The organism is Massilia sp. 9096, from assembly GCF_000745265.1.
GTDB lineage: Bacteria > Pseudomonadota > Gammaproteobacteria > Burkholderiales > Burkholderiaceae_D > Telluria.
The window spans coordinates 3,916,749-3,929,168 of sequence record NZ_JQNN01000001.1 but is presented as its reverse complement, the minus strand read 5'-3'; the positions used below and the strand labels follow the sequence as shown (position 1 = coordinate 3,929,168).

The window sequence follows — 12,420 nt, the reverse complement described above, 5'->3', positions numbered from 1 at the left end:
GCTTCGTCTCGTCAGAAGGTGTAGCCGACTTGCGGCGCCTTGTCCTCGAAGGAATCGAGCAGGCGCGCCAGCGGCTTGAGTTCGATGTAGCGGTTGGCGGTCTTGCGCACGTAGTCCATCACCGTCGGCAGGTCGCCCATGTAGTGCGTCTTGCCGTCGCGGTAGTTCAGGCGGCAGAAGATGCCGAGGATCTTCAGGTGGCGCTGCAGGGCCATGTATTCGAAGTCGCGGTAGAAAGCGTCGATGTCCGGGTTGACCGGCAGGCCGACTCCTTTGGCGCTTTGCCAGTAGCGCACCACCCAGTCCAGCACGAACTCCTCGTCCCACTGGATGTAGGCGTCGCGCAGCAGCGACGCGAGGTCGTAGGTGACCGGGCCGTACACGGCGTCCTGGAAGTCCAGCACGCCCGGGTTGCCCTGGTCGAGGAACATCAGGTTGCGGGAGTGGAAATCGCGGTGCATGAACACCTGCTGCTGGGACAGCACGTTGACGGTGATGGCCTCGAATACCTTGTCGAGCTGGGCGCGCTGCTTGTCGTCCATCTCGACGCCCAGGTGGCGCCCGATGAACCATTCCGGGAACAGGTTCAGCTCGCGCAGCACGAAGGCGCGGTCGAACTCGGGCAGCACGCCGCTCTGGCTGGCGAGCTGGAACTTGATCAGCGCATCGACCGCGTCCGAGTACATGAACGAGGCGTTGTCGACGTCCAGGCGCTGCAGGTAGGTCGTGGCGCCGAGGTCGGACAGCAGCAAGAAGCCGTCTTCGACATGGCGTGCGACGATGGCGGGTACGGTCACGCCGGCGTCCTGCAGCAAGCCGTCGACGTGGATAAATGCGGGCACGTTTTCGCGTTCCGGCGGGGCGTCCATGGCGATCAGGGTGTCGCCGAGCTTGGCGCGTAGCGCCGGCACAACATCGAGCCGGAAGTAGCGGCGGAAGCTGGCATCGGACGAAGCAGGGCGCAAACTCCCGGCCTCGACCAGGTCCAGCGTGCCCAGCCATGCGGTCAGCTTGGCCAGGCGGGCATCCTTGTCGATGGCGGTGGGGGAGGGTTGATGCAGAGAAGACATGAAGCGTGCCGGTGAATCCGGTTGGTGATGAATATTCCCATATAATAAGGGATTCAATCCAAAAAATCGCCCTTTATGGTGCAACGCGATCTTCCATGAGCTGGATTACGGCCCTACCTTTCCCGCCGCGGCGGACCGCCGCCCTGGCCGCCCTGATGGCCGCCTACACCGGGCAGCTATACGCACAAACCTTACAAACCGACGCGCAGAATCCGCCGCTGTCGGCGACCCAGAGTCCATCCCTGAACGGGATCGGCTCGTCGGTGCAGATGGATATCCAGCCTGTGCCCGCCGCCCGGCCTGCGCCTCCCCCTGCGCGCGTCAATGAAAGCGACCTGCCGGTCACGTTGCGCGCCGAGGAATTCGTCGGCCGCCCGGACCGCGAGCTGAACCTGTACCGCGACGCCGAGGTCACGCGCGGCGCCACCGGCGTCACCGCCGACACCGCCTGCTACCGGCGCGTCGAGGACGAGGTCACGGCCCAGGGCAACATCAACATGTGGCGCTTCGGCGACCGCTACAAGGGCGACGCCCTGGAGCTGAACCTGGAAACCGGCAAGGGCTGGGTGCAGAACCCGGTCTACCACCTGGCCGCCAACAACGGCCAGGGCCACGCCCAGCGCATCGACTTCCTGGGCGACGACCAGGCTCTGGTCTCGAACGGTACCTACAGCACCTGCGAGGCGCCGGACCCGGACTGGTACCTGAAATCGAGCACGCTGCGCCTGGACCAGGGGCGCGACGTCGGCCAGGCCGGCAAGACCATCATCTACTTCAAGGGCATGCCGATCCTCGGTACGCCGGCGATGTCGTTCTCGCTGTCCGGCGCGCGCCGTTCCGGCTGGCTGCCGCCGACCGTCGGTTTCGGCTCGAAGGGTTCGGGCGAAGTGATGGTGCCGTACTACTTCAACATCGCCCCCAACCGCGACCTGACGGTGTTCCCGCGCGAGATCTTCGCGCGCGGCTTCCAGCTCGGCGCCACCGGACGCTATCTCGGCCAGACCAGCCAGGGCCCCTACAGCGGCGAGACCCATATCGAGTTCCTGCCGAACGACCGGCTGTACAAGCCGGACAACAAGGACGGCAACCGCGACCGCTGGTGGATCGATACGCTGCACAACCAGGTGCTGGCGCCGGGTTGGAGCTTCGGCTGGAACGTGCACGCGGCATCCGACGACCAGTACCCGTCCGATTTCTCGCGCACCGTTGCCGCCAGCGCCGAACGCCAGCTGGTGCGCGACCTGCATACCAACTACGGCACCCAGTACTGGAACCTGAACGTCGACGTCCAGAGCTGGCAGGTGCTGCAGGACCCCGGCGCCGCGCAGAATCCGTCACTGTACATCTCGCGTCCTTACGACCGCCTGCCGGACATCACCTTCCACGCCGGCCGCTACGACGTGCTGGGCGGCTTCGACTGGTCGCTCGACGCCGAGGCGGTGCGCTTCGCGCATCCGGACGACAACATGGTGCAGGGCAACCGCGCCAACGTGGTCGGCCAGATCAGTTTCCCGATCGTGCATCCGGGCTGGTTCATCACGCCCAAGCTGATGATGCACGCGACCCAGTACGACCTGACCAACAACTATACGGTCAACGCCGCCGGGGCGCGCGTCGCCGACAACAACATCTCGCGCACGGTGCCCACCGTGTCGCTGGACAGCGGACTGATTTTCGAGCGTCCCACCTCGCTGCTGGGCGAGGGCAGCACGCAAACGCTGGAGCCGCGCCTGTTCTACGTGCGCACGCCGTACCGCAACCAGAGCGACATCCCGATTTTCGACACCGGCATCTCGGGCTTCAACTACGCCCAGCTGTTTACCGAGAACCGCTTCGTCGGCGCCGACAGGATTTCGGACGCCAACCAGCTCAGCGCCGCGCTGGTCTCGCGCCTGATCGACAGCAACGGCGCCGAGCGCCTGCGCGTGGCGGTCGGCGCCCGCTATTATTTCAGCGATCCGCTGGTCACCATCGACAACAGCCTGCAGAAAGACCGCAAGCGCTCGGACGCCCTGCTTGCAGCATCTGGTCACATTTCCGAGTCCTGGACCTTCGATAGCGGCGTAGAATATGATGCGCAAAGCGGAAGCCTGTACAGTTCGACCGCCGGTTTGCAGTGGCAGCCGGCGCCGATGAAAGTGCTGAACGTCGAGTACCGTTATCAACGCGACACCACCGGTCCCAATACCGGCTTCCGCAATACCGACGTGTCGGGCCAGTGGCCGCTGACACAGCGCTGGTACGGCGTGGCGCGCGCGAGCTATTCGACGCAGGACCGCAAGCTGCTCGAGAGCCTGATCGGTCTCGAGTACAAGGCGGATTGCTGGGTATTCCGCGTCGGCGCCCAGCGTTTCGTGACCGCTTCGCAAACGACGACGTCGTCGAGTTTCTTCCAGCTCGAGCTCAACGGGCTGTCGCGTCTCGGCTTCGGCAATCCGCTGGAGACCTTTAACAAGAGCATTCCCGGCTATACCCGGCTGAACAGCAACGTCGGCCACCTTTGACCGGGCCATGGATAACTAGATACCTGAAATGAGTGCTTTTCCGAATATGCGTACCACCCCGATGAAGCTGGCAGCGCTGCTGCTGTGCGCCCTCGCCGCCGGCGAAGCGCTGGCCCAGGCCAAGCCGGCCGCCTCCGCTGCCGCTCCTGCTGCGGCCGCCAAGCCCGCGGCACCCAAGAGCACCGGTTTCCTGCCGCCGGCCGCGAGCAATGCCCACGTGATCGACTCCGTGTACGTGATCGTCAACGACGAAGTCATCACCAAGCGCGAAGTCGACCAGCGCGTCAACGAAGCGATCCAGAATGCGCGCACCCAGAAAGCCGCGTTGCCGGACGAAGAAACGCTGCGCCGCCAGGTGGTCGAATTCATGATCACCGAGCGCGCCCAGATCCAGATGGCCAAGGACATGGGTGTGCGCGTCGACGACACCATGGTCGACCGCGCGATCGGCCGCATCGCCGAAAGCCAGAAGATGAGCGTGCAGGACTACCGCAACGCGATCGAGAAAGAGGGCATGCCGTTCGGCCAGTTCCGCGAACAGATCCGCAACGAGATCATGCTGCAGCGCCTGGTCGAGCACGAAGTCGACAGCAAGATCCAGGTGACCGACGCCGAGATCGACACCTACCTGGCCGCCGAGAAGGCCGCCGCCGCCGACCGCGTCGAGATGGACATCTCGCAAATCCTGGTCGGCCTGCCGGAAAATGCCTCGCCCGAGCAGATCGCCGCGCGCAAGGCGCGTGCCGACGAAGTCTCGCGCCAGCTGCGCACCGGCGCCGACTTCACCAAGATGGCCGCCACTTATTCGGACGCGCCCGACGCGCTCAAGGGCGGCGCGGTCGGCTGGCGCGACCCGGACCGCCTGCCGCCGATGTTCGCCGCCGAGCTGCACAAGCTGAAACCGGGCCAGGTCACGCCGGTCATCCGCACCAACGTCGGCTTCCACATCCTGCGCCTGAACGACCAGCGCCAGCTGGCGGCTGCGCAGCAGGCTGACGCGGCCGTGGTTAACCAGACCCATGCGCGCCACATCCTGCTCAAGATCACCCCGACCCAGAGCGAGGACGACGCACGCAAGAAGCTGGCCGAGATCAAGGCCAAGATCGACAGCAAGCAGGCCACCTTCGAAGACATGGCGCGCCAGAACTCGAACGACGGTTCGGCGTCCAAGGGCGGTGACCTGGGCTGGCTGGAAGCCGGCGACGTCCCTGAGGAATTCGAGAAGGCCATGGCCACGCTCAAGCCGGGCGAAGTGTCGGGCATCGTCAAGTCGCCGTTCGGCCTGCACCTGATCGAAGTGGTCGAGCGCAAGAGCCAGGACGCGTCGAAGGACAAGGAGCGCGGCGAAGCGCGCCAGGCCCTGACCGACCGCAAACGCGACGAAGCGCTGCAGGATTGGCGCCGCCAGGTGCGCGACCGCGCCTACGTCGAGTTCCGCGAGGACAAGTAAGCCATGTCCACCGCAGGCGCGCGTCCCACGCTGGCGCTCACGGTCGGCGAACCGGCCGGCATCGGCCCGGAGATCTCGATCCGCGCGGCCTGGGCGCTGCGCCGCGAGGCGCGTTGCGTGCTGCTCGGCGACGCCGCCTTCCTCGCGCTGACCGCCAGCCTGATCGACCCCGACATCCGGCTGTCCGCGATCTCGACGCTGGCGCTGCGCCACAGCGGCTTGCCGCACTTCGGCGCCGACGTGATCCCGGTCATCGACGTGCCGCTCGCCGCGCACGTGACGCCGGGGCAGCTCGACGCCGCCAATGGCCTGTCGGTGCTGGCCACGCTCGATCTCGCGATCGAAGGCGCGCGTGCCGGCGGCCGCGGCTGGTTCGACGCCATCGTCACCGCGCCGCTGCAAAAGAGCACGATCAACGACGCCGGCGTGGCGTTTTCGGGCCACACCGAATACCTGGCCGAAAAGACCGGCACGCCCAAGGTCGTCATGATGCTGGCGGGCTCGCCAGGTGCGGGGCAACCCTATCTGCGCGTGGCCCTGGCCACCACCCATTTGCCGCTCAAGGACGTTCCCGCGGCGATCACGCGAGAGTCGCTGACGCAGGTGCTGGACATCCTGCATGCCGACCTGCGCGACAAATTCGGCATCGCCGTGCCGCGTATCCTGGTCACCGGCCTGAATCCCCATGCCGGCGAGAACGGCTATCTGGGCCGCGAAGAAATCGACGTGATCACGCCGACCCTCGAGGACGCGCGCGCGCGCGGGATCGATGCGCGCGGCCCGTATCCGGCCGACACCCTGTTCCAGCCCAAGTACCTGCAGGACGCCGACGCCGTGCTGGCGATGTACCACGATCAGGGCCTGCCGGTGCTCAAGCACGCCACCTTCGGGCGCGGCGTCAATATCACGCTCGGCCTGCCTTTGATCCGCACCTCGGTCGACCACGGCACGGCGCTCGACCTGGCGGCGCGCGGCCTCGGCCAGGCCGACTGCGGCAGCATGGAAGAGGCGATCCGCGTCGCCCTGGCCATGGCGCGGGCCCGGGTCCGGGCTTAGATTCGGCTCAGTTCCAGACCTGAGCACCTCCAACCGACATAAGAGCAATGAAACACGTAGCCCGCAAGCGCTTCGGCCAGAACTTCCTGACCGACGACCACGTCCTCCACAACATCATCGACGCCATCGGCCCGCGCCCCGGCGACACCATGGTCGAGATCGGCCCCGGCCTGGCGGCGATGACCGCGCTGCTGCTCAAGGAGCTCGAGCACATGCACGTGGTCGAGCTGGACCGCGACCTGGTGGCGCGCCTTGAAAAAGCCTATCCGCGCGAACGCCTGACGATCCACGCCGGCGACGCGCTGAAGTTCGACTTCGGTTCGATCCCGGTCCCCGAGGGCAAGAAGCTGCGCGTGGTCGGCAACCTCCCGTACAACATCTCGAGCCCGCTGCTGTTCCACCTGGCCGACTATGCCCACCTGGTCGAGGACCAGCACTTCATGCTGCAAAAGGAAGTGGTCGAGCGCATGGTGGCCGAGCCGGGCACCAAGGCCTACGGCCGCCTGTCGGTCATGCTGCAATGGCGCTACGACATGGCGATGCTGTTCGTGGTGCCACCGACCGCCTTCGATCCGCCGCCGCAGGTCGATTCCGCGATCGTGCGCATGGCGCCGACCCGGCGCCAGCTCGCGGCCGATGCCGGCACGCTGGAGGCCGTCGTGGCCAAGGCGTTCTCGCAGCGGCGCAAGGTGATTCGCAATTGTGTCGCCGGCATGTTCACCGAGCAGCAGCTGGTCGACGCCGGCGTCGATCCGGGCGTGCGCCCGGAAGCGGTCGGCCTGGAGCAGTACGTGGCGCTGGCCAACCTGCTCAAGCCGGCGGCCTGATTCATCCGCTTCAGAGTTTCCCCTGCCAATAGCGGCGCGCCTTGTCGAACACCTGCGCGCCGACTTCCCGTCCTTCTGCCAGCCGCGCGCGCGCGCGCGTGCGCCCATCCAGCGCAGCGATCCCGCTGAAGCTGGCCGCGGCGCCCTCGCGCATTGCGCCGGCGCCGGGCCGGTCGCTGCCGGTGAAGCTGCGCAGCACCTCGGCGGCGGCAGCGCCGCCATCCGCACCGGCCAGCGCGGCATCGGCGAGCGCATTGCTTAAAACGAAATACAGCAGCACGTCGCGGTCGTCGTCGTGGCCGTCACGCATGGACACGCCGTGCGCAAGCCGGCACCAGCGCAGCGGTGGCGCTTCGGCACCGGTGTCGCTGCCGAGGCCGGGATAGGCCGGGGCGGCGGCCCAGCCCGGCGCGGTCGGTGCGAAGGGCCGGACCTCATCTTCGCAAGAGGTGTCGAGCATGTTGATGGCTTGGGCGCGGCCGATGCCGGCCGGGCTGAACTGGCCGGCTTCCAGGCCCCGCGCCAAGCCCAGGGCGCCCAGGCTGGCGTCGAACGCCGCCGCATGAGCTGGAAACAGCCTGTTCAACACCGTGCAGGCCGCGTGGCTCATCGCGCCGGCCTTGCTGGCCGCGTTGCGTTCGGCGCGCGGCAGGCGCACCGCGACGCCATGCATGGTCTGGCGCGCATCGTCGTCGTAGGCGGCCCACGCGTTGTACATCGAGGTATGCAGCATCGCCAGCGTACGCGCCGCGGTCGCGGTGGAGCCTGGCACGCCGGATTGCGTCCGGAGCGCCTGCAGCGCCAGGCGATTCCAGCCGAGCACGGTATGAACGCGCGCCGGCGCCATCGTGTTGCCACAAGGCGCGAGCGCGCCGCCGATCGCTTCGCCCGAACCCAGCCTCAAGAAATTCCGCCGTCTCATTTTGCCTCCGTATTGTCCGCACAGGAGTATCGCCAGCGGCGGCGGGATAGCGGTTGAGCCTGCTCAGGCCCCGGATCGTGCCGGCGCAACGCACGATCCCGCGTTTTGGGGCTTTCATCCCGCGTTTTTCGCAGTTCGTCGCAGGCCGATGGAGATGCCGCCGGCAGCGGCCTACAGTACAAGCATGGAAGGCCGATCGACAGGCCAAAACGTAGCAAAACTGAACGAAATTTACTTAATTGAGGGGAAAAATCATGAACGTCATGAAGAACATGGAAGCGATATTCCTGGCAGCCGTGGCCTTGGCCGGCATCACCACCTACGCCAGCGCCGCCATCCCTGCGATCCACGGCGCCCAAAGTGTCCAAGCTGCCCGTGTGAGCGTCGAGCAGAAGGCAATCGACGGCCAGCCGATGCAAGTGATCACGGTGACTGCCAAACGCCTGAGCGCAGCCGACAAGGAGCGCATCTGATCGGCAGCGCCTCCCTGGCGAAAAGAGGGCAAAAAAAAGCCCGCTGTTGAGGCGGGCTTAAATCCAATTCTTCTGAGGAGAGTTGGAGGAGACAGGTAGAAGTATGCTGCACTAGCACATATCAGTCCAATTTTTAATTGGAATATTTGATATAAGAAACTACCATATCTCCTATGTAATGCCTCAGGTGTTGGGCACGCAGCTCACGACCAGGTTGGTCACGCCGGCATTGTTCTTCGACGCCGCGTCGTCCATGATGCCGGTACCGTTATTGGCTGAACCATTGCCGCCGCTCACCGAGCAGGTCAGGCCGGTCGGCTGGGTCAGTACCGAGACGCCGAAGGTCGTGTTGTACGGGACCTGAGCGTTCATGATGAAGCTGGTCGCGCCGGACGCCACCGTCAGGATGTCGTTGTTGCCGTTGGCCAGCACCAGGCCATCGGCCGTCAAGCCGGTGATGCTGCCGCCAAGCGGATAGGTATTGATCGCACAGTCATAATAGATGTTGACGCTGGCCAGCTGGCCGCCGGTGCCGTAGACCAGCAGGTTGTGCGGATAGACGGTCGACGGCTGGCAGGTCTGGTGCGCCGGCTGCGTACCGAGCGTGGTCAGGGTATTGCCGCTCAGCGTCGCGCCTTTCGGGACCACCGAGTAGGCTTCGCCGTATTCGACCTGTTTCGGGAACACGAAGGTCACCGAGTTCTGTCCGGCCGCCGGCAGCGGGACGCTGTAGTCGGTGCCGTTGGTGCTCAGCACCAGGCCCGCTTCGGTCTGGCCGGTGACGGTGACGTTGATCGGATAGGTGGCCTTGCCACCGCCGCCGCACGACGCCAGCGACAGCGACGCGGCCAGGGCCAGCGCGTTACGCGCGAAGGAAAACTTCATGGCATTCTCCAGATAGATTAAGTGCTGGCCGCGTTATTAGTGCAGGTGACCACGACGCTGGTGACCGGCGTCGCGCCGACCGTGCCGGCGCCGGTGCCGGTGTCGCCGCCGCTGACGTTGCAGGTCTGCCCGACCGGCTGGTTCAGCACCTTGACTGCATAAGGACCATCCTGGAAAACGGGAGCCATGACCACGCTGGGCGTGCCGGCGGCAACGTCTTTCTTGTCCGAGCCATTGACCAGGGTCAGGCCTGCGCCGGTCAAGCCGTTCACGGTCACCGTCATCGCAATCTGGTTGATGGCGCAACTCACGGAAATCTGGCCAATCGTGTAGTAATTCGCGCGCGCGTGGCCGTTCGACACGACGCATTTGTCGACGCTGGAATTCGCCGGGGCCTGCTTGACGGTGATACTGAACTCGTCGTCGGTGGAGATGCGGTTGCCGAACTGGAAGGTCGTGGCCCCGGCCGGCACGGCCAGGTCGTCGCCGCCATTGTTTTGAAGGATCAGGCCATCGGCGGTCACGCCGCCGTAAATCTGGCCGGTCAAATACAGGTCGCCGCTGCCGCCGCCGCAGGCAGACAGGCCGAGCGCGCATGCGAGCGCAAGGCCAGCACGCAGGGTCGAACGCTTCATAGAATCTCCGAAAGGGACAGGATAGTGCACGCCACACGCCGCCGGCTGCCACTATCGAATAGAAAAATACCCATCATTTTAGTGCATTTGCCGAGTTGCGGACTCATTCACCTTTGTATCACGGTGTAACGGCAACGCCGCGCATTGATTTTCCTCGTCGCCCTCGCTATCCTTGGGTCGCATGACGACACCCCGCCGCGCCTGGCCCAAGGCCATCCTGTTCGACCTGGACGATACCTTGTGGCCGATCGCCCCGACCATCCTGCAGGCCGAGGAAACGCTGTTCGCGTGGCTGCGCGAGCATGCGCCGCGCGTGGCCGAGCGCTTCACGATCGACACGCTGCGCCAGGCGCGCCTCGAGATGCTGGCGCAAAAGCCGGAGTTGAACCTCGACCTCGGCAAGCTGCGCCGCGCCGGCCTGCTGGCCGCCTTCGAACAGGCCGGCGAAGATCCGGCCAAGGTCGAGCACGCGATGACGCAATTCTTTGCCGCGCGTAACGCCGTGATCCCCTTCGACGACGTGGTGCCCGGCCTGATCCGCCTGCGCGACCGCGTGCTGGTCGGCTCGATCTCGAACGGCAACGCCGACCTGCGCACGATCGGCCTGTCGCATCATTTCAAGGTGTCGGTGGCGGCGCACGAGCTGGGCGTGGCCAAGCCGGACGCCGCGATCTTCCTGGCCGCCTGCCGCGAACTGGGCGTCGATCCGGCAGACGCGGTGTACGTCGGCGACGACGTGCTGCTCGACGTGCAGGGCGCCCAGCGCGCCGGCTTGCGCGCGGTCTGGATGAACCGCACCGGTTCCACGAAGCACCTGGAGCACGACGTAGTGCCGGACGCGACCGTGCGTGACTTCGACGAACTGCTCGACTGGCTCAAGCGCGAGCACGGATCGCCGTAAATTGCCTGCACGCGCGCCCATCTACTGGGCATAAACGGGCATAATAAAGAATATGCAACTCGATAACCGTGCACAAACCCTATTGAAGGCCCTGGTCGAGCGCTACATCGCCGACGGCCAGCCGGTGGGATCGCGCGCGCTGTCCAAGCTGTCCGGGCTCGACCTCTCGCCGGCCACCATCCGCAACATCATGGCCGACCTCGAGGAAATGGGCTACGTCGCCAGCCCGCACACCTCGTCCGGCCGCATCCCGACGCCGCGCGGCTACCGCCTGTTCGTCGATACGCTGCTCACCGTGCGGCAGATCGACGAGCACGCGGTCGAGGCCGGAATGCGCTTGCCGGCCCATCAGCCGCAAAAGGTCATCGCCAACGCGGCGCAGATGCTGTCCTCGCTGTCGCAATTCGCCGGTGTGGTACAGAGTCCGCGGCGCGAGTCGGTGTTCCAGCAGATCGAATTCCTGCGCCTGTCGGAAAAGCGCATCTTGTTAGTCATCGTCGATCCGCGCGGCAACGTGCAGAATCGCCTGCTGCTGACCGACGTCGACTATTCGCCGGCGCAGCTGACGCAGTCGGCCAACTACCTGAACCAGAATTTCGCCGGCCTCGGCTTCGACGACGTGCGCGCGCGCCTGACCGGCGAGCTGCGCCAGCTGCGCGACGACATGGGCCGCCTGATGCACAGCGCGGTGGAGGCGGGCAGCGAAGCGATGCAGGAGGGCGACGACATGGTCATCGCCGGCGAACGCAACCTGCTGTCGGTGTCGGACCTGTCTTCCAACATGAGCTCGCTGCGCCAGATGTTCGAGATGTTCGAGCAGAAAACCGGGCTGATGCAGCTATTGGACGTCTCCAGCAAGGCCGGCGGCGTGCAGATCTTCATCGGCGGGGAGTCCAAGCTGGTGCCGATGGACGAGATGAGCGTCGTCACCGCGTCGTACGAAGTCAACGGCAAGATCGTCGGCACGCTGGGCGTGATCGGCCCGACCCGCATGGCGTACGAGCGCGTGATCCCGATCGTCGACATCACGGCCAAGCTGCTCTCGAACGCGCTCAGCCACTCCTGACAGGGTTAATGATTTCCGGCTAACGTTTCGGGGGGCCTCGAAAACCTTCGCGAACGGCAGCAGATCTGGCCGAGAAGCGCAGCCGTACTTGCGGCATGGCGCGCGTCGCAGGGCTCGGCGCTCCCGCCGAAGCTGCAACGGGCAGCGGGTTTGCGGGGCGCCCCTTCAGTGGCGGTGCGGGCAGTTGGGAGTTTGGCAATTGCCGTAGATCGCCAGCGCATGCTCGGCGATCTTGAAGCCGCGTTCGAGGGCGATCTTTTGCTGGCGGCTTTCGATTTCCTCGTCGTAGAACTCTTCGACGTGGCCGCAGTCCAGGCAGACCAGGTGGTCGTGGTGCGAGCCGGCGTTGAGCTCGTAGATCGCCTTGCCGGTTTCAAAGTGATTGCGGTTCAGCAGGCCAGCCTGTTCGAACTGGGTCAGCACCCGGTACACGGTCGCCAGGCCGACGTCCATGTTCTCGTTCAGGAGGGTTTTGTAGACGTCTTCCGCCGTCAGGTGCCGCACCGTGCTGTTCTGGAAGATCTCCAGAATTTTAAGCCGCGGCAGTGTCGCTTTGAGGCCGCTGGCCTTCAGGTCGGTTGGGTTGTTGCTCATGTTTTGTTACTCGTAGATGGGCGGAGTGCTTTATGAT

At 65.4% G+C, this 12,420-nt stretch carries 12 protein-coding genes; 7 read left to right on the top strand and 5 right to left on the bottom strand.

All coding sequences use genetic code 11. The annotated features are described in order from the left end of the window. Positions 1-11: 11 nt before the first annotated feature. Positions 12-1,070, bottom strand: a complete 1,059-nt coding sequence (locus FA90_RS16965; protein WP_036170598.1) for an aminoglycoside phosphotransferase family protein — start codon at positions 1,068-1,070, stop codon at positions 12-14. A gap of 95 nt (positions 1,071-1,165) precedes the next feature. Here FA90_RS16965 and FA90_RS16960 point away from each other — a divergent pair, with 95 nt between their 5' ends. From FA90_RS16960 to rsmA, 4 genes are read left to right on the top strand one after another with little or no spacing between them, the layout of a single operon-like run. Further along, entirely contained in the window at positions 1,166-3,574 is a 2,409-nt protein-coding gene (locus FA90_RS16960; RefSeq protein ID WP_036170596.1) for an LPS-assembly protein LptD, read from the top strand. A gap of 46 nt (positions 3,575-3,620) precedes the next feature. Then, positions 3,621-5,024 (top strand): peptidylprolyl isomerase, encoded by a 1,404-nt coding sequence (locus tag FA90_RS16955; protein ID WP_239700786.1) that lies wholly within the window; start codon positions 3,621-3,623, stop codon positions 5,022-5,024. A gap of 3 nt (positions 5,025-5,027) precedes the next feature. After that, a complete protein-coding gene (gene pdxA, locus FA90_RS16950) occupies positions 5,028-6,080 on the top strand; it encodes a 4-hydroxythreonine-4-phosphate dehydrogenase PdxA (protein WP_036170593.1) in 1,053 nt (350 codons plus the stop codon). 47 nt (positions 6,081-6,127) lie between these two features. After that, positions 6,128-6,907 (top strand): 16S rRNA (adenine(1518)-N(6)/adenine(1519)-N(6))-dimethyltransferase RsmA, encoded by a 780-nt coding sequence (gene rsmA, locus FA90_RS16945; RefSeq protein ID WP_036170592.1) that lies wholly within the window; start codon positions 6,128-6,130, stop codon positions 6,905-6,907. A 10-nt stretch (positions 6,908-6,917) separates the two neighbouring features. Here rsmA and FA90_RS16940 read toward each other — a convergent pair whose 3' ends face one another. Then, positions 6,918-7,829: a DUF6851 domain-containing protein gene (locus tag FA90_RS16940; RefSeq protein WP_156116758.1), complete on the bottom strand. Its 912-nt coding sequence runs from the start codon at positions 7,827-7,829 to the stop codon at positions 6,918-6,920. Between the two features lie 254 nt (positions 7,830-8,083). On the opposite strand from FA90_RS16940, the gene FA90_RS16935 reads away from it, so the two are divergent. Continuing rightward, on the top strand, positions 8,084-8,302 hold the full coding sequence (locus FA90_RS16935) for a hypothetical protein (protein WP_036170590.1): 219 nt from the start codon (positions 8,084-8,086) through the stop codon (positions 8,300-8,302). A gap of 183 nt (positions 8,303-8,485) precedes the next feature. Here the strand turns inward: FA90_RS16935 and FA90_RS16930 are convergent, their stop codons facing one another. Both FA90_RS16930 and FA90_RS16925 read right to left on the bottom strand, forming a co-directional pair. Then, positions 8,486-9,187, bottom strand: coding sequence for a hypothetical protein (locus tag FA90_RS16930; protein ID WP_036170589.1), 702 nt, complete (start codon positions 9,185-9,187; stop codon positions 8,486-8,488). A gap of 17 nt (positions 9,188-9,204) precedes the next feature. Then, positions 9,205-9,822 (bottom strand): hypothetical protein, encoded by a 618-nt coding sequence (locus tag FA90_RS16925; protein WP_036170588.1) that lies wholly within the window; start codon positions 9,820-9,822, stop codon positions 9,205-9,207. Positions 9,823-10,003: 181 nt separating this feature from the next. On the opposite strand from FA90_RS16925, the gene FA90_RS16920 reads away from it, so the two are divergent. Both FA90_RS16920 and hrcA read left to right on the top strand, forming a co-directional pair. Continuing rightward, entirely contained in the window at positions 10,004-10,723 is a 720-nt protein-coding gene (locus FA90_RS16920) for an HAD family hydrolase (protein ID WP_036170587.1), read from the top strand. A 52-nt stretch (positions 10,724-10,775) separates the two neighbouring features. After that, the gene (hrcA, locus tag FA90_RS16915; protein ID WP_036170585.1) at positions 10,776-11,789 is read left to right on the top strand and encodes a heat-inducible transcriptional repressor HrcA; all 1,014 of its coding nucleotides are present in this window, start codon (positions 10,776-10,778) and stop codon (positions 11,787-11,789) included. Between the two features lie 165 nt (positions 11,790-11,954). Here the strand turns inward: hrcA and fur are convergent, their stop codons facing one another. Further along, on the bottom strand, positions 11,955-12,383 hold the full coding sequence (gene fur / locus FA90_RS16910) for a ferric iron uptake transcriptional regulator (RefSeq protein ID WP_036170583.1): 429 nt from the start codon (positions 12,381-12,383) through the stop codon (positions 11,955-11,957). Positions 12,384-12,420: the final 37 nt, after the last annotated feature.

Excerpts from the sequence above, each read along its gene's own strand:
- FA90_RS16965 (WP_036170598.1), bottom strand. The coding sequence starts at position 1,070 with ATGTCTTCTCTGCATCAACCCTCCCCCACCGCCATCGACAAGGATGCC.
- FA90_RS16960 (WP_036170596.1), top strand. The coding sequence starts at position 1,166 with ATGAGCTGGATTACGGCCCTACCTTTCCCGCCGCGGCGGACCGCCGCC.
- FA90_RS16955 (WP_239700786.1), top strand. The coding sequence starts at position 3,621 with ATGCGTACCACCCCGATGAAGCTGGCAGCGCTGCTGCTGTGCGCCCTC.
- pdxA (WP_036170593.1), top strand. The coding sequence starts at position 5,028 with ATGTCCACCGCAGGCGCGCGTCCCACGCTGGCGCTCACGGTCGGCGAA.
- rsmA (WP_036170592.1), top strand. The coding sequence starts at position 6,128 with ATGAAACACGTAGCCCGCAAGCGCTTCGGCCAGAACTTCCTGACCGAC.
- FA90_RS16940 (WP_156116758.1), bottom strand. The coding sequence starts at position 7,829 with ATGAGACGGCGGAATTTCTTGAGGCTGGGTTCGGGCGAAGCGATCGGC.
- FA90_RS16935 (WP_036170590.1), top strand. The coding sequence starts at position 8,084 with ATGAACGTCATGAAGAACATGGAAGCGATATTCCTGGCAGCCGTGGCC.
- FA90_RS16930 (WP_036170589.1), bottom strand. The coding sequence starts at position 9,187 with ATGAAGTTTTCCTTCGCGCGTAACGCGCTGGCCCTGGCCGCGTCGCTG.
- FA90_RS16925 (WP_036170588.1), bottom strand. The coding sequence starts at position 9,822 with ATGAAGCGTTCGACCCTGCGTGCTGGCCTTGCGCTCGCATGCGCGCTC.
- FA90_RS16920 (WP_036170587.1), top strand. The coding sequence starts at position 10,004 with ATGACGACACCCCGCCGCGCCTGGCCCAAGGCCATCCTGTTCGACCTG.
- hrcA (WP_036170585.1), top strand. The coding sequence starts at position 10,776 with ATGCAACTCGATAACCGTGCACAAACCCTATTGAAGGCCCTGGTCGAG.
- fur (WP_036170583.1), bottom strand. The coding sequence starts at position 12,383 with ATGAGCAACAACCCAACCGACCTGAAGGCCAGCGGCCTCAAAGCGACA.